Genomic DNA, 15255 nt, shown 5'->3' with positions numbered 1-15255 from the left:
CGGCAGTGAAACGCTGGCGCGCCGATGGTAGTGAGAGTATAGCTCTTGTGAGAGTAGGTCGTCGCCGGGATTGATCATGAAGCCCCGCCTTGTCACCATGCAAGGCGGGGCTTCTCTGTTTATACTCAAACCCCGATTTTTGGAAAGAATGTATGCTTCTTCTTGACTCTGGAAGGAAATGATGGAAGATCATATTAATCGTATGTCCATAATTGATGTTGTTAAATGGGACGCTTCTCCAAATGTATTAGCTTGGAAGTATCCATCCTCTGAATTGAGTACGTGGACGCAATTGATTGTGTCAGAATCCCAAGAAGCGATCTTGTTGAAGGAGGGGCAGTTTGTAGGGCCTTTTGCTCCGGGACGTCATACGCTGAGTTCCGAGAATTATCCGATCCTTGCGACAATTTATAAGATTCCTTTTGGGCGCTCTCCTTTTACGGCTGAGGTGTGGTTTGTCCAAAAGGTGTATACGCTTGACGTGAAGTGGGGAACGGTAACTCCTATTCAGATTGAAGATCCCAAATACAATCTCATGCTGCCTGTTTCGGCTTTTGGGCAATATGGATTGCAAATTGAGAATAGCAGGATGTTTTTGTCTAAGTTGGTGGGAACGTTACCTGCTTTTACGGTGAAGACGATACAGTCCCATTTTAAGGGAATTATCATGACTTTGGTGAAGGATACGATTGCAAAGTATCTTTTGGAGAAGCATGTGTCGATTCTGCAGATATCCGCACGATTGAGTGAGTTGTCGGGTTATATCGAAGGTGTTCTGGTTGAGATGCTCGCTGAATACGGGGTTAAGGTATGCAATTTTTGTGTGGAATCTGTTTCGACGGATGACAGCGATCCTGCCGTGGCGAGGTTGAAACGCGCTTTGGCTGAACGTGCCGAGATGAATATTATCGGTTTTAACTATCACGAAAAACGTTCGTTTGATGTGATGGAGACTGCTGTTGGCAATGAAGGGGCTGGCGGTGTTCAGTCCAGTGTTCTCGGCGCAGGAATGGGTATGGCTTTGGGGATGGGATTAGGGCAGACGGTAGGGGATCAGGCATCTAGACTTTCTCCCCGGATTGATACTGGGGCCGGGATGCGAGTCTGTTCCAAATGTGGAGCGACCAATCAATCCGATGCCAGATTTTGTTGCAATTGCGGTCAGATGCTGGTCTTGCCGAAACAGTTTTGTCCCGGTTGCGGGATGGAAGTGCCACCCGATGCCAGGTTTTGTACACATTGCGGTAATTCTATTGTTTAATTTTCTTCCTTTTTTATGATTACGACAATTATACTTGCTGTGCTGGCATTGGCCCTGACTTGGTTTGTAGGGTCTTTTCTTATTATGCCGGCTGTGATGGTATCAACGATGGTGCCTGTTGTCTGGTTATCCATTGTTTTTCTCATGGTGGCGGAAGCCGTTTTTTTTATGCTGGCCGGGATTTACGTGAGTAATCGTAAGAGGGCGGAAAATCCGGTTTCCATGGCGCTATTGGCGGCTCCTATGGTTTATCTTCTGGTGAGTTTGGGGCTGGTTCCCTTGGCGTTTATTATGCCGGGGACGACCCTTCTACTTTCCATTCACCTTGTGTGCCTGTTTTTATTGATTGCCGTGACTCTGTTGTTAATGCGGGCTTTTACCCGGAGTGCTGCCGATGCGGCTGCTCGGGGAGTGGGCAGATCCAGGATCAGTGGCATGGCGGGTGAATTGATGGATTGTGCTGTCAATTTGAAGCGAGCCGGGACCCCGGATGTGAGTCTTTTAGTAGGAAAGTTGGAAAAGCTTTCCGATCAGATGAAATATGCCATGGAGAGTTCCGGTTCTCCGGAATGTAATGAATGTGATCGCGATCTTGACATTTTAATACGCGATATGCATACTATTATTAACGTGTTAGCAGAATCTTCATCCCGTCCGGATTTATCGGAAGAAACGGTTGGATTGTCTGATCTGGCATTACGTTTTGAGAGAATTCTTTTGAAACGGGAACGAATTATTCAAGAAAAACTTTAATCCGACACTACTTGTAACCATATGAAATGCGAATATTGTGATAATGTTATTCCGGCCGGTGTGACCAAGTGCCCATCCTGCGGAGCTCCTGCACCCGAACAGGCAGTTGCTGAAGCGGCTCCTACTCCAACTCAAACGCCATCTTCCGGACAACCTCAGATTGTCATTCAAGTTCAGCAACCTCAGCAGGTGATGCCTACGACGTTACCCAAAAGCCGGACGGCTTATGTGGTGCTTGCCATTTTCCTGGGATGTTTCGGTATCCATAATTTTTATGCGGGTTATACGGGGCGCGCCATTACGCAGTTGGTGATTACTCTGCTGATCGGCTGGTTTGGCTTTGCATTCTTCATCTGGATATGGGCTATTATTGAGGCCATTGTCGTGAAGCAGGATGCCAAGGGGGTTCCTTTCTCCTGATTTGATTTAAAAAAATGTTTTTTGAGCTTCGGAGTCGGGAAATACCCGCTTCCGAAGCTTTTGTTTTATGTAGGAAAAGAAAAATCCCCTCTCTGCCAAAAGGACGACAGAGAGGGGATGTAAATGGAGAGGGTGGGATCACGTCCCGGCAGGCGGGTTATTGATCGTCCTGTTTTTTGCGTTTGGGGGATTTCCGGGGAGTGGGAACATCCTGTGCGCTATCATCGGTATGTTCCGATTGTTTTTTCCGGCTTTTTTTAGTTTTGACGGGTTGCTCCGTGGAGGATGGCAGGGAGAGCTGGAGTTCGTCCAATGGGATGTCGGGAACGAATTTTACAGTTTTTCCATCCTCATTGACGATGGCTTTGACTCTCATGCCCGGGGCAACCTCATTGCGGAGAAGTGCTTCTGCGAGCGGATCTTCCAGCAGGCGTTCAATGGCGCGGCGCATGGGGCGTGCCCCATACTGGGGATCGTACCCTTGCTTGATGATGAGGGACATGGCATCCGGCGAAAGGCTCAGGGATATGTTTTTTTGGTGGAGGCGTTCGATTAGTTTGTTGGCTTCCAGCCCTACGATGCGTTCCAGATCTTTTTGTTCCAGCATGCGGAAGATGATGAGCTCATCGAACCGGTTGAGAAATTCAGGGCGGAAGTGCTTACGGGATTCTTCCAGAATTTTCTCCTTCATAGACTCGTAGTCTGCTTCTTCGGAAGCTATGGCTCCGAAGCCCATCGTACCCTGTCGCTTGATGGAGGAAGCTCCGACGTTTGACGTAAGGATGATGATGGTATTACGGAAGTTGACTTTACGTCCCAAAGAGTCGGTGACCATGCCTTCTTCCAGAATCTGGAGGAGGAGGTTCATGACGTCGGGGTGGGCTTTTTCCACTTCGTCGAAAAGGATGACGGAGTAGGGACGGCGGCGCACGGATTCCGTAAGCTGGCCCCCTTCTTCATGACCGACGTAGCCGGGAGGCGAGCCGATGAGGCGGGAGGTGGTGTGTTTTTCCATGTACTCGCTCATGTCTACCTGGATCAGCGCATCGGCGGTTCCGAACATGATTTCGGCAAGGTTGCGGGCGAGGTAGGTTTTACCGACGCCGGTCGGGCCAAGGAAGAGGAAGGAACCGATGGGGCGACGCGGATCTTTGATGTCTGCACGGCTTCGCCGCAAAGCGCGGGAAACGGCAGAAGCGGCTTCGTCCTGACCGATAACTTTGCTTTTGAGTTCTTCTTCCATGCGGAGGAGCTTTTCGGTTTCCTTTTCTTCCATGCGGGAGAGGGGGATGCCGGTCCACTTGGAGAGGACGATCATGATGTCTTCTTCTGTGACGGGGACGTATTTCGTGTCGTAATCGTTTCTCCATTGAACGAGAGTTTCTTCCAGAAGACGCTGGCTCTTTTTCTCGTTGTCCCGGAGTTGGGCGGCGAGTTCGAAGTTTTGCTCGATGATGGCATTCTGTTTGTCTTCCCTGAGTTTGTTGATTTTCTCTTCAAGAGTGGTGAATTCAGGGGGACGAGTCATTTGAGAGACGCGTTTGCGGGCTCCGGCTTCGTCCAGGATGTCGATAGCTTTGTCGGGCAGGAATCTCCCAGTCAGATACCGATGGGAGAGCTTGGCTGCTGTGCTGATGGCATCGTCTGTGTATCGGACTTTGTGGTGGTCTTCGTATTTGCTCTGGATGCCATGGAGGATCTTGATGGTATCTTCGACGGAAGGCTCGCCGACCTGGACTTGCTGGAACCGACGTTCGAGTGCCGCATCTTTTTCGATGTGTTTGCGGTATTCGTTCAGGGTTGTTGCGCCGATTGCCTGGAGTTCTCCTCGGGATAATGCGGGTTTGATGATGTTGGATGCGTCCATGGCGCCTTCTGCGGATCCGGCACCGACGATGGTGTGGAGTTCATCAATGAAGAGGATGATGTTGCCGTCCCGGCGGATTTCGTCCATGATGGCCTTGATCCTTTCTTCGAATTGTCCGCGATATTTGGTGCCGGCTACCATGAGGGCCAGGTCAAGTGTGATGACCTTTTTTTGCATGAGTAATTCGGGGACTTTGCCGGCGGCTATTTCCTGGGCGAGTCCTTCGACGATGGCCGTTTTGCCAACGCCGGCTTCTCCGAGGAGAACGGGGTTGTTTTTGTTGCGGCGGCAGAGGATTTGGATGACGCGTTCAATTTCCGCCGAACGACCGATGACCGGGTCGAGCAAGCCATCTCTTGCCAGTTGGGTCATATCTCTTCCGAATGCTTGCAAGGCGGTCATTTTACCACGCATCCCTTTTGGAGAAGGAGGCAGTCCTCCGCCGTCCGCCTCTGCTTGGCGGGATTCGTCCTCATCTTCATAGAGGGATTCGTCATCATCGGGAGGGTTGACTTCATCCATATCCCGGAATTTTGGGGAGAGTTCTTCGAGGATTTCCCGCCGTGCCTGGTCGAGGTCCAATCCCGTGTTGCGGAGGATTTGTGCCGCCAGTCCTCCTCCGTCCCGGAGAAGTCCGAGGAGGAGGTGTTCCGTACCGACATAGGAGTGGTTGAGTTCCTGGGCCTCTTTGTTGGCTAGGCTGAGGACTCTTTTGACTCTCGGAGTGTAGGGGATGTTTCCTTCGGTGCGCGGTTCCGTTCCGGTGGTGATTTGGGCTTCGATTTGGCCGATGATGCTGGTGATGTCCATCCCCATACGTTCAAGAACGGAGACAGCAACGCCCTGGCCTATTTTGAGGATGCCGAGGAGGAGGTGTTCTGTTCCGATGTAGTTGTGGTTGAAACGATCGGATTCACGCCTTGCCAGTGCAAGGACTTGCTGGGCACGAGGTGTAAAATTGTTCATGGGTCTTGAAGAAAATATTTAGTGGTTGAAATTGGGTTCCGGTATGTTTTTGAAGTGTTCCCGGATGGTGTCTGCCCGTTCTTTTCCGGCCAGGAAGGCGAGTTGTTCTTTATCCATTTCCGGAGGTAGCTGGCCGCCGAGGGCTTGTTGGATATGTGCTGCCTGGATGCGGAGAACGAGCAAGTAAAGGGATTTTGGATCATCGTTGGCAATGACGCCCAGAGAGATCCCCATGCGTATCATGGAGATGTGTTCCAGAGCTTCTCGTGTGGAAATCAGACGGGCGAATTTGAGGATTCCGTAGGATTTACCGATACGGTCTTTGATGGCGATGGGGTTGTCCCGGTAAACTTTTTCGCGGGCATTGGTTTCCTGGACGGAAAGAGCCGAGATGACGTTCTTGATTTTGTCGAGGATGGTGTTTTCGTTATCTTTGACGTTGCTGATGTTGGAAAATTGGAAGATATTGCCTGTGGTGTCGGTGCCTTCTCCGTAGATGCCGCGGACGGTGATATTGAGTTTCTCCGCCGCTTTGAAAACCTGATCCATGTAGCCGGAGAGAACCATGCCGGGCAGGTGAACCATAACGGAAGCTCGCATGCCGGTACCGAGATTGGTGGGACAGGCCGTGAGGTAACCTAGTCCGGCAAGGCTGGCGTAAGGTAGTTGTTCTCCGAGGAGGTGATCGATTTGGCGGATATGCTCCCATGCCTTGCGGATTTGGAGCCCGGGCATGATGCATTGGAGGCGGAGATGGTCTTCTTCGTTGAGGAGGATGCTGACGGATTGATTGCGCGAGATGGAGATTCCGCACCCTTCCGAGCGGGCGGCGAGTTCGCGCGAAATGAGGTGGCGTTCGACGAGGAGTTGTTTTTGCAGTTGGTCGAGATCTGAAAGTTCGGCGTTGAATCCAGTTTGTTGTTCATCCAGTCTGGAGACGATCGGCATAATTTGGGAAAGGATTTCGATACGCTGTTTTTTCCTGGCCCATCCGGGGAAGGGAAGGTCTTTGAGGTTACGGGCTAAACGGATGCGGGATGTCAGGACGATATCCTGATTTTTATGGGATGATACCATCCAGGAGGCGGGGCGTTTGATCAGCTGGTCAAAGGTCATTGTGGAACCCAGGGGGCGGCGTTGCTTAGTCATTGGATGATTTGAGGGCGTTGATAGCGTCTCTCAATTTAGCGGCTTCTTCGTAGTTTTCTTCTTTGATGGCTTTCTGCATTTGTTCTTTGAGCATGGATAGATCCATGTGTTCCTGGGCTGCTTTACTGGCATGTATGGGGGTGTTGCCCGACTGTGACGTAGGTACCGTGTCCAGAGGCGAAATGTCGAGGAGGGGCAGGATTTCTTCCATGAATACATTGTAGCAATTGCTGCAGCCGAGACGTCCGATGCGTTTGAAATCGTCTAGGCTGAAGTCGCAAACGGGACATCTTGTCAAGGGTTGCCCGGACAAGGTTGCCGTGACGGCTGCTTGCAGTTGTTGTGCCAGGTTCTGCTGGACTGACGAGGTTTTTGGGGAAAGTGCCGGAAAGAGTTTTTCTGCCAGGTCAAATGCGGAAGGATCCAGAATCCCGCGGTCTTTGGCACAATTCTTGCATAGAGCCATTTCCGTGGTTAGACCATTCAGGATCCGTGTCACAAATACCGAAGCAGGAGCTGAACATATTTCGCACTTTTTCACGCTTTTTAGAATACGCCCGAGGGTCAGTTCTCGCTAGATGGGTGCGTGTCATCGATTGTCATGCAGAGGGAATTTTACGGTGTCGGAAGAGAAGACCGGCTTTTGGTGAAAAAAGGTAGGCAGCCAGGAAGAAAACCCCAAGGACGAGGATGATTGTGGCACCCAGGTGCCACCCTAGTGGGAATGAAAGGAGAAAGGCCAGAAGGGAGCCGGAGGCTCCGATGATGCCTCCTCCCCAGAAAAGCAGGGCCGGCTTGTCGGTAAACAGTCTCATAGTGGCAGCCGGTCCGACGAGGAGTCCTAACGTCAGGAAGGCGCCGACAGCCTGAAGGGAGGATACGAGGACAAGGATGATTAAGGCGAAGACGCCGTAACTGAACAGGCGGGTCGGTATGCCTAGTGTGGCCGCCATGCCTGGATCGAACAGGTAAATGAGCAGTGGTCGCTTGAAGGCAACGATGAGCAGGACGCAGAGAGCGCTGATGGCATAGGCTATCCAGAGATCGGTGTTGGAAAGGCTCATGATGGAGCCGAAGAGCCAGTCATCTATCTTTTGTTGAAGACCGAGGCGGACGAGGATGATGTAGCCGGCGGCAAAGGCAGTGGTGTGGATGATGGAGAGGGCGGTGTCATGACTGATTCTGGATGTACGGGAGACGAAGAGAGAACCCAGTCCGACGAGCAGGGCCGCGATGACGGCTCCGGCCAGGATGCTCCAGCGCAGGAGCCCGAAAATGAGGATGGCAACGGCAATTCCCGGCAATAGGGCGCAGGAAAGAGTCCCAATTTGCAGAGCGGATTTTCTCAGGACGACCAGGCCGCTGGCGAAGCCGTTGGCAAAACCGATCATGATGCAGGCGACGAGCGAGCGTTGAGCAAGCGGTTCCTGAATGAATTGGAAGAAGGAATTGTCCATGTGGAAGGCGAGGCGGTGCGGGGGGCTTATTACGTCTGGTTGCGGTAGACGGATTGGATGTGTTCCTCTGTGAGGATATCGTCGGCGGGACCGTAGAAACGCACGGTTTGGTTGAGGAGCAGGATGGCGTCGAAGATGGCTGCTGCGGTATTGAGGTCGTGGTGGGAGGCGAGGATGAGACGACCTTCCCTGGCTAGAGTATGCAGGAGTTTACCCAGGGAATGACTGGCGGGGGAGTCCAGTCCGGTGAAGGGTTCGTCCAGAAGGAGGACGTGGGCTTCCTGGGCGAGGGCGCGTGCGAGAAAGACTCGTTGTTGCTGGCCTCCGGAAAGTTCTCCGATTTGCCTGTCGGCTAGCTCGGTCAGTTCCATGGCGGCGAGCGATTTTTCCACGATATCCTGGTCGTGCCGCTGGGATTTCTTCCAGAATCCGAGTGCGGGGTAACGCCCCATCTCGACAAGTGCGCGAACAGTCAGGGGAAAACTCCAGTCAACTTCCGAGCGTTGGGGTAGGTAGGCGATTTCCCCCCGGGTGGCATGAAGAGGGGTATTGTTCCAAAGAATTTCCCCTTGCGTTGGACGGAGGAGGCCGGCAATGGCCTTGAGGAGGGTTGATTTGCCGGCACCGTTGGGACCCATGAAGGCGATGGTATGACCGCATGTGGCGGAGAAGGAAACATCGTCAAGAGCCAGAACGGCGCCGTAGGAGGCGCTGATGTGCCGGACATCAAGCTTATGAGAACAGGGATGTGATTGTCCGGCACCCCAACAGACATGGTCGTGCGAATGGGTCATGATGAGGGCCAGGAGAAGGTGTAGAGGTCATTAAGGTGCTGCCCGACTGACCAACGTGTTTCCGTCCGGGAATCGCGTCGTTCGGGTTCTAGAATCAGGGTGATCGGAGTGTCGGGCGTATTTTCCGGCCAAGAGGCTTCTACTTTGAGACGCACTGTTCCGGAAGCCGGAATGGGAAGGCTGACGTCGTGTTCGCTGACTAGTTGGACAGGTGATTTTCGTTCCAGCAGGATCCTGTCTCCGGAACGGATAACGATGGATGACGGGGTATGGGCGCAACGGACTGTGAGGTAGGCGGGGATATCGGGGAGTGATGGGGCGGACTCGTGCCATTCCTGCTGGTTGGGGGTGGCAGGCATGGTTAGGATGTAAAGTGGTACGCCGGCTAGGAGGACTCCTGCCAAGGTAAGGAATAATTGTCGTAGGGGGGATCCTCGCATATCGGATACTTGGGCGTACTAGCGGCTCAGAGCCTGTTTGATGGTCGAGACATTTTTCCGGAACATATCTTCGAAGGTGGGTGTTTCCGGAGAAAGTCCGTCCGTGATCAGTGGTTGTGCCAACGGGATGTTGAGACTCTGGGCGATATTTATCAGGGATTTGGGGTTGGAACCATATTCGGGGAAGATGGCTTTGGCATGGCGGTTTCTCAGTTCTTGAAGGATTTTACCGAACCTGGCAGGGTTGCCTTCATCCTCGCGGCTGATACCTTGGATAGGCAGTTCGGTAAAACAGTATTCCTTACAGAAATGCCCCATGGCGGAATGCCCGGTAACAAGCAGACGCTGAGTGTCCGGGATATCAGCCAATTCGACGCGGGCCCAGGCATCAAGGGTATCCAATTCCTTGTTCCATTGTTCGAGAGCTGCTTTGTAGGCTCCGGCATTATCCGGATCTTCCCGGGAGAAGAGTGAGCAGAGTGCGCGCGCGGCTCGCTTTATGTTGGACGGTGTGTGCCACCAGTGCGGATCGACCGAACCGTGGGAGTGGTGGTCATCCACTCCTTCGGCATGGGTATGTTCTCCGTCGGCGGATGGTACGTCGGGAATATAGGCTCCCATATCGATGATGACAACTTTGCCGCGAGGGGATGAAACGGAGTCTGCCAGTCCACTGAGATAGGGTTCCATGTTTTTACCGGAAGCGAGGATGAATTTTGCACCGGCAGCCTGTGCGATCACATCTGGAGTGGGTTCGAATGCGTGCAGATTGCCATTGGCTTTCAAAAGATTGACAACTTTAACATGTTCTCCTCCAATTTTTTCCGCCATTTCGCCAAGAAACGGGTGGAGTGCCGCTACCTGGAGGGGGGGGACGGCACCGGATTCCATCAGGATGCCTGTGACAAGAAAGAGGACGACTATGGACAGAAAGCTCTTCATTGCCTTATTATTGAGCGTTGCTCATGGTCTCTTGCAAGCGGAATTACGTGCATGCCGAGATAAAGGGGGAAGGCTCCATTTTTCGACTTCCTTTCGATGGAAGTAGCTCGGATCCGATAATCTTGCCCTAATGTGGATACAGCAGGGAAAAAGACTTGCTTGCAACAATCCGCCTCACATATACTCTCAGCGAGTAAGTCCTTTCGTCACGCGACTGGATTCTTGTGCATGAAAAAATTCCTCAATTCATTTTCCGCCATTTATGTGATCAATCTGGATCACAGGGTGGATCGTTGGTTGAGTTTTAAGGAAAATTGGAGGGATATTCTTGATTTCTCCAAAGTAAAGCGCATGTCTGCCGTCTATGGCATTGAACTGCCTGGTTATGGCGAAGGTCCGTGGTTTTCCGAATATACGGAAGGACGCGAGCGCGACTGGGCTGGTGTGGCGGGGTGCCTTATGTCTCACAAGCGCGTGATCGAAGATGCATCCGCGCATGGGTATGAACGCATCTTGGTGCTAGAGGACGATGCCATTCCGAGCAAGTATTTTGAGGCGACGGAAAAGGCTTCAGACGATGTCTTATCCAGATATTTGAGGATGAATACGAGCTGGGGGCTTTGCTACCTGGGGTACAATGCCAAGCTGGAACGTGGGGTGAGAAAGCTGAATATGGGGTCGGACCTGCTCTATCCGGAGAATAATGTAGAACTCTGGAAAGTACCGGGAGCCTTGACTCTGCATGCGGTTATTGTAAGCCGCAGGGCTTTCGGGACGATTCTGGAGGCTTTGCCCGATGAATCGGAGGTGTGGTCGTGGATTGCCCGTTACCGTGCCGTCGATACGTGGATTAAGAATTTCTTTACGTTGAAGAGCGGTTTGGATGTTTTGGTAATGGCTCCCCAAATCGTGATTCAGACAGAGTCCATGTCCGATATCCTCAACCGCATGTCAACCAACTTCGTCAAGGATTTGACGGCACGCCCGAAGGAGGTGTCACCCGTGATGTACTGGCTGGCTGAGTGGGGACCGGGATTGTTTAGACGGTTGCTGAGTGATCTTGGGCGGTTTGGCAAGTTCATCCGATACAGTCGCAGGGGGTTCCCCGGGAAAAAGAAGTGAATCCGGACTGATTGATGCGGTGGTCTGTCTATTACCGATACACAGGAGGGATTCTGTTTTTTTAATGTGATTGACGGAAATGTTGTGAGGCTTCGGAGTTGACGTCCCGGCGGCATGCGTGGCAGTATCTGCGCAACTTCCGCCCGCTTCATGTCTCTTGCCCGTAATTCGCTGATTGCTTCCGCTTGTATTTTTCTGTGCCGCATGACGGGGATGGTTCGCGAGGCCGTTTATAACGGACTGTTCGGGTTGGGTGGGCCGCTGGATGCTTTTAATACTGCTTTTCGGCTTCCCAATTTGTTGAGAGACCTGTTTGCCGAAGGAGCCTTGTCCCAGGCATATACGAGTGTTGCCTCCAAGGTGAAGAAAGCGGATGGAGACTCCGTGCTCTGGGAATTGACGTCCAAGGTGGCTACCCAGCTTTCTTCCATGATGGTAGCCATTGTGACTCTGGGGATTGTGTTTGCAGGGCCTTTGATGGGATCCCTGTACCATGGAAGTACGGAAGGTTCCGATATGGATATGGCGATCGGATTGTGTCGGTTGATGTGGCCGTTCATTGCGTTTGCCTCTCTGTCTGCTCTGGTGATGGGGGCTTTGAATGTTGTGGGTGTGTTTGGATTGCCGATGCTGGCCTCGGCGGCATTCAATGTGGTGTCTATTATGGTGGGGTTTGCAATCGGTTATTGGATTGATCCTACCTTCGGCCTTGATGGGAAGGCTTTGTACGGGTTTGCGATCGGCGTGACGTTGGGCGGTGTAGCCCAATGGCTGGTACAAGTACCGCGCCTGAGACGCGAAGGATTCCGTTGGAAATTGAATTTCAATTGGAAAGATAAGAATCTGTACAAGATTTGGGGATTGATGCTTCCATCGGTCATGGCGTCCGGCGTGACCCAGTTCAATGTGTATATTAATACTGGATTTGCTTTGGAATTGAAGGCTGGATCGGTGTCGGCACTGTCGACGGCTTTCAAGTTGTGGCAGCTACCGGTGGGGTTGTTTGGTGTAGCGACCGGGATGGTTGTCCTTCCGGCGGTGTCCCGGTTGATCGGTGATGAAGATGGGAAGGGAAAGGTGGCGGAACATGTGGCGACAGCTCTCCGCTTGGTTGCACTGTTTGCCGTTCCCAGCGTAGTTGTTCTCGCGATTCTTGGTGAAAATGCCGTTTCCGTGGTTTACCAGTGGGCATGGGGTCACTTTGGGGAGGCAGATGTCATACGAACTGGAGATGTCCTGGTTGCCTATGCCTGGGGATTGCTTGGCTATGCAGGGACCAAGGTGGTGCAACCGGTGTTTCTGGCTCTGGAAAAACGCTGGGTTCCCCTTATGGCGGCTCTGGTAGCTTTGTCATTGAGCTATAGTTGCAACTACACGTTTGTCCGTATCTTGCACAAGGATGCTTCGTGGTTGGCTTTGACGACATCGGTGATCACGACGTTCAACTTTCTGTTTTATTTCTTGTACCTCCGAAGGCAATTGGGGGGGATATGCGGTGGCGTGTTGTTCTCGGGACTGATTAGGATTGTTTTTGCCGGTGTTTTGCTGGCTGTGTGGTGTTGGGCGGCAAAAACGTTCTTCATGCAGGACTTTTTGGAATGGGGGCATATATTCCGTATCTTCACGTTGTCCCTTGTTTGCGGCGGGGGAGCTCTCCTTTATCTTGCGGCGGTCTGGATGTTGAAATTGCCGGAGTTTGAGCAATTCCGCGACAAGTTCATGAAGAATAAATCATAACAGGCGGTTGTTGGTAGCAAATAAATACCCCGGCTTCCCTTGTTGGGGGAACCGGGGCGGGTGTGGAATCAATGATTGTGGTGTCTCAGGAGCCGGAGGGGATGCGTGCCGCTGCCTGTTTGATTTGACCGGCCATGGAGTTGAGAGCGTTTGCTCGCGTGGGGGCGAGGTGGTCTTTAAGACCTGTTTGGTCGAGTTTGCTCATGTCGGCCTTGATAACTTCTTCTGCAGGGAGACCGGATAAGAGGCGTACGAACAGGGCAATGAGGCCTTTGGTGATGAGGGAGTCGCTGTCAGCTGCCAGAATGAGCTTGCCGTCCCGGCTTTCCGTGTGGAGCCATACGCGCGATTGGCATCCCTTGATGAGAATGTCGTCGGTTTTAAGGGCTTCCGGAAGGGGAGGGAGTTGTTTTCCCAGGCCGATGATGTATTCGTAACGTTCGGTCCAGTCCTGGAAAAGATCCAGTTCGTCAAGGAGTTCCTGTAATCGTTCTTCGTATCCCATGGCTAATGGTATTTGAGGATTATTGACCGTAGCAGTTGCGTGCCAGGGTGGACAGGACAGCCTTTTGGGCATGAAGTCTGTTTTCCGCTTCTCGGAAGATGGCGTCGGCGTTATGTTCCAGTACTTCCTCTGTGATTTCCATACCTCGGTAGGCAGGGAGGCAGTGAAGGACGGTAGCATCCGGGGCCGCGGCGTTCAGGAGAGTATCGTTGACCTGGTAGGGAAGGAAATGTTTTTCCTTGGTACCGTGTTCGGATTCCTGTCCCATAGAGATCCAAGTGTCAGTGTTGATGACGGTAGCGCCGCGGACGGCTTCTTCGGCATCGGTGGTGTAAATGATGTTGTCGCAGTTCAGCCTTGCCCGGTATTCTGCGGAGGGCAGATAGGCTTCCGGGCCACCGAGGGCGAGAGTGAAGCCGAGTCTTTTGGCTGCCCACATCCAGGAGCGTCCCATGTTGTTGTCGGCATCGCCCATGAACGCGATTTTCATGTTCTTCCAGGAAGCTTTGCCGTAGATTTCTTCGATGGTTAGAAGGTCGGCTAGAATCTGGCAGGGGTGTTCGTCGTCCGTCAAGGCATTAATGGTCGGGATACCGGAGTATTTGGCGAATTCGACCACTTCGTTTTGTCCGTAGGTACGGATAGCTACGCCGTGGATCATGCGACCGAGGACGCGGGCGGTGTCTTTGACGGGTTCTCCGCGGCCTAGTTGGATGTCGTGAACGGAAAGGAACATCGGCCTGCCTCCGAGTTCGCTGATGCCGACTTCGAAGGAGACACGGGTGCGCGTGGAGGATTTAGAGAAAATCAATCCCCAGCTCTGTCCCTTGAGTGGATGTTCCGCATGGTGGCCGCGTTCGGCTTTGAGCTTGTGTCCCAGAGCCAGGAGATCCGTGATTTCTTCAGCCTGGAGTTGTTCGATGGAAAGGAGGTTGTTCATAACGGGAAAATTTGTTGGAGAAAAGGGAAAACTAGGCTTTGGAACCCATGATGAAAAGGATTTATTAGGACATGGAAAGACCTGCCTCAGGCTTTTCCGGGAAACAGGGCCATGTATTTCCACAGAGGGGCGATATGGAGAGCCTGGATGATGCCGCCTCTTGTCATGATGTCGAGAAGCTCGGTTTTTGTCAGAATCTGGACAGAGATGTCCTCTGTATCCTCCAGGCATGGTTCTCCAAGTCGTTCTACATCGCGTGCAATGAAGCAGTGCGTGTAATTGGTATGGGTACCGGGGTTGGCGGAGAGTGTCATGAAGTGTTCCCATGTTCCGCCTCCGTAACCGGTTTCTTCAAGCAGTTCCCTTCGGGCGGACTCCATGGGGGAACCGTCCTCCGGTTCCGTGACGCCAGCGCAAAGTTCGTAGTCGACGCGGGCGAGTGCGTGGCGGTATTGCTTTTCCATGACAAAGCGTCTGTCGCGTGTGATAGCGATCACGTTGACCCAGTCGGGATATTCCAGGATATGGTAGGATGGGATTTCTTTGCCGTTGGGGAGGAGTACATCTTCTTCCCGGACGGTAAACCATGGTTCTCGGTGGATGTAGGCACTCCGCAGAACCTTCCATTTTTTAAGATTATCCTGCTTCATGGGGAACTTGGTAGGGGAAGCTTAAAAATCAATGTCGTCCGGAGTGACGGAACGTTGCTCCCGCGAAGCGAGAAGGATGGCCTGTTCGACGACATATTCGTCTTGTGTCTCGAACCGGTAAGCATTGCAATTCGGACAGAGAGCCGTTTGTTGAGAAACGATGGAACCACAACCTTCACATACTTTGAAGGAGGAGGGATCATTGATGATGAGCGTCGCCATCTCTTTCCTGGATTGCTGCATGGGATCAGG

16 protein-coding genes are annotated in these 15255 nt (G+C 52.4%); 5 read left to right on the top strand and 11 right to left on the bottom strand.

The genetic code is table 11. The features are described 5' to 3' along the window. Positions 1-178: 178 nt before the first annotated feature. The 3 genes from QET40_RS04510 to QET40_RS04500 are packed head-to-tail and all read left to right on the top strand — an operon-like array spanning position 179 to position 2434. Positions 179-1261, top strand: coding sequence for an SPFH domain-containing protein (locus tag QET40_RS04510; protein WP_280125980.1), 1083 nt, complete (start codon positions 179-181; stop codon positions 1259-1261). 15 nt (positions 1262-1276) lie between these two features. Continuing rightward, entirely contained in the window at positions 1277-2014 is a 738-nt protein-coding gene (locus QET40_RS04505) for a hypothetical protein (protein WP_280125979.1), read from the top strand. 21 nt (positions 2015-2035) lie between these two features. Next, positions 2036-2434, top strand: coding sequence for a TM2 domain-containing protein (locus QET40_RS04500; RefSeq protein ID WP_280125978.1), 399 nt, complete (start codon positions 2036-2038; stop codon positions 2432-2434). Between the two features lie 157 nt (positions 2435-2591). On the opposite strand, the gene QET40_RS04495 is transcribed toward QET40_RS04500, so the two are convergent. From QET40_RS04495 to QET40_RS04465, 7 genes are all read right to left on the bottom strand, one after another. Continuing rightward, positions 2592-5267 (bottom strand): ATP-dependent Clp protease ATP-binding subunit, encoded by a 2676-nt coding sequence (locus tag QET40_RS04495; protein WP_280125977.1) that lies wholly within the window; start codon positions 5265-5267, stop codon positions 2592-2594. 18 nt (positions 5268-5285) lie between these two features. Further along, positions 5286-6416, bottom strand: coding sequence for an ATP--guanido phosphotransferase (locus QET40_RS04490; protein WP_280125976.1), 1131 nt, complete (start codon positions 6414-6416; stop codon positions 5286-5288). After that, positions 6409-6882 (bottom strand): UvrB/UvrC motif-containing protein, encoded by a 474-nt coding sequence (locus QET40_RS04485; protein ID WP_280125975.1) that lies wholly within the window; start codon positions 6880-6882, stop codon positions 6409-6411. The genes QET40_RS04490 and QET40_RS04485 overlap by 8 nt, the downstream gene beginning before the upstream one ends. A 133-nt stretch (positions 6883-7015) precedes the next feature. Then, positions 7016-7873, bottom strand: a complete 858-nt coding sequence (locus QET40_RS04480) for a metal ABC transporter permease (RefSeq protein WP_280125974.1) — start codon at positions 7871-7873, stop codon at positions 7016-7018. Between the two features lie 29 nt (positions 7874-7902). Beyond that, a complete protein-coding gene (locus tag QET40_RS04475) occupies positions 7903-8667 on the bottom strand; it encodes a metal ABC transporter ATP-binding protein (protein WP_280125973.1) in 765 nt (254 codons plus the stop codon). Further along, entirely contained in the window at positions 8664-9026 is a 363-nt protein-coding gene (locus QET40_RS04470; RefSeq protein WP_280125972.1) for a hypothetical protein, read from the bottom strand. Before QET40_RS04470 ends, QET40_RS04475 begins: the two co-directional genes overlap by 4 nt. 99 nt (positions 9027-9125) lie before the next feature. Then, positions 9126-10049 (bottom strand): metal ABC transporter substrate-binding protein, encoded by a 924-nt coding sequence (locus QET40_RS04465; RefSeq protein WP_280125971.1) that lies wholly within the window; start codon positions 10047-10049, stop codon positions 9126-9128. Positions 10050-10277: 228 nt separating this feature from the next. Here QET40_RS04465 and QET40_RS04460 point away from each other — a divergent pair, with 228 nt between their 5' ends. Continuing rightward, the gene (locus tag QET40_RS04460) at positions 10278-11171 is read left to right on the top strand and encodes a glycosyltransferase family 25 protein (RefSeq protein WP_280125970.1); all 894 of its coding nucleotides are present in this window, start codon (positions 10278-10280) and stop codon (positions 11169-11171) included. Between the two features lie 114 nt (positions 11172-11285). Next, entirely contained in the window at positions 11286-12908 is a 1623-nt protein-coding gene (gene murJ, locus QET40_RS04455; protein ID WP_280125969.1) for a murein biosynthesis integral membrane protein MurJ, read from the top strand. Between the two features lie 85 nt (positions 12909-12993). Here the strand turns inward: murJ and QET40_RS04450 are convergent, their stop codons facing one another. The 4 genes from QET40_RS04450 to QET40_RS04435 form a co-directional block, all read right to left on the bottom strand. Beyond that, positions 12994-13413 carry a SufE family protein gene (locus QET40_RS04450; RefSeq protein ID WP_280125968.1) on the bottom strand — a complete coding sequence of 140 codons (420 nt, stop codon included), beginning with the start codon at positions 13411-13413 and terminating at the stop codon, positions 12994-12996. 19 nt (positions 13414-13432) lie between these two features. Beyond that, positions 13433-14353 (bottom strand): ornithine carbamoyltransferase, encoded by a 921-nt coding sequence (argF, locus tag QET40_RS04445; RefSeq protein WP_280125967.1) that lies wholly within the window; start codon positions 14351-14353, stop codon positions 13433-13435. An 86-nt stretch (positions 14354-14439) separates the two neighbouring features. Continuing rightward, a complete protein-coding gene (locus tag QET40_RS04440) occupies positions 14440-15003 on the bottom strand; it encodes an NUDIX hydrolase (protein ID WP_280125966.1) in 564 nt (187 codons plus the stop codon). Positions 15004-15024: 21 nt separating this feature from the next. Then, complete coding sequence (locus tag QET40_RS04435) at positions 15025-15246, bottom strand: hypothetical protein (RefSeq protein WP_280125965.1); 222 nt, start codon at positions 15244-15246, stop codon at positions 15025-15027. Positions 15247-15255 lie beyond the last annotated feature (9 nt).

The sequence above is a fragment of the Akkermansia sp. N21169 genome, assembly GCF_029854675.1.
Classification (GTDB): Bacteria; Verrucomicrobiota; Verrucomicrobiia; order Verrucomicrobiales; family Akkermansiaceae; genus Akkermansia.
This window is presented reverse-complemented; position numbering and strand designations above follow the sequence as displayed.

Excerpts from the sequence above, each read along its gene's own strand:
- QET40_RS04510 (WP_280125980.1), top strand. The coding sequence starts at position 179 with ATGATGGAAGATCATATTAATCGTATGTCCATAATTGATGTTGTTAAA.
- QET40_RS04505 (WP_280125979.1), top strand. The coding sequence starts at position 1,277 with ATGATTACGACAATTATACTTGCTGTGCTGGCATTGGCCCTGACTTGG.
- QET40_RS04500 (WP_280125978.1), top strand. The coding sequence starts at position 2,036 with ATGAAATGCGAATATTGTGATAATGTTATTCCGGCCGGTGTGACCAAG.
- QET40_RS04495 (WP_280125977.1), bottom strand. The coding sequence starts at position 5,267 with ATGAACAATTTTACACCTCGTGCCCAGCAAGTCCTTGCACTGGCAAGG.
- QET40_RS04490 (WP_280125976.1), bottom strand. The coding sequence starts at position 6,416 with ATGACTAAGCAACGCCGCCCCCTGGGTTCCACAATGACCTTTGACCAG.
- QET40_RS04485 (WP_280125975.1), bottom strand. The coding sequence starts at position 6,882 with ATGGCTCTATGCAAGAATTGTGCCAAAGACCGCGGGATTCTGGATCCT.
- QET40_RS04480 (WP_280125974.1), bottom strand. The coding sequence starts at position 7,873 with ATGGACAATTCCTTCTTCCAATTCATTCAGGAACCGCTTGCTCAACGC.
- QET40_RS04475 (WP_280125973.1), bottom strand. The coding sequence starts at position 8,667 with ATGACCCATTCGCACGACCATGTCTGTTGGGGTGCCGGACAATCACAT.
- QET40_RS04470 (WP_280125972.1), bottom strand. The coding sequence starts at position 9,026 with ATGCCTGCCACCCCCAACCAGCAGGAATGGCACGAGTCCGCCCCATCA.
- QET40_RS04465 (WP_280125971.1), bottom strand. The coding sequence starts at position 10,049 with ATGAAGAGCTTTCTGTCCATAGTCGTCCTCTTTCTTGTCACAGGCATC.
- QET40_RS04460 (WP_280125970.1), top strand. The coding sequence starts at position 10,278 with ATGAAAAAATTCCTCAATTCATTTTCCGCCATTTATGTGATCAATCTG.
- murJ (WP_280125969.1), top strand. The coding sequence starts at position 11,286 with ATGCGTGGCAGTATCTGCGCAACTTCCGCCCGCTTCATGTCTCTTGCC.
- QET40_RS04450 (WP_280125968.1), bottom strand. The coding sequence starts at position 13,413 with ATGGGATACGAAGAACGATTACAGGAACTCCTTGACGAACTGGATCTT.
- argF (WP_280125967.1), bottom strand. The coding sequence starts at position 14,353 with ATGAACAACCTCCTTTCCATCGAACAACTCCAGGCTGAAGAAATCACG.
- QET40_RS04440 (WP_280125966.1), bottom strand. The coding sequence starts at position 15,003 with ATGAAGCAGGATAATCTTAAAAAATGGAAGGTTCTGCGGAGTGCCTAC.
- QET40_RS04435 (WP_280125965.1), bottom strand. The coding sequence starts at position 15,246 with ATGCAGCAATCCAGGAAAGAGATGGCGACGCTCATCATCAATGATCCC.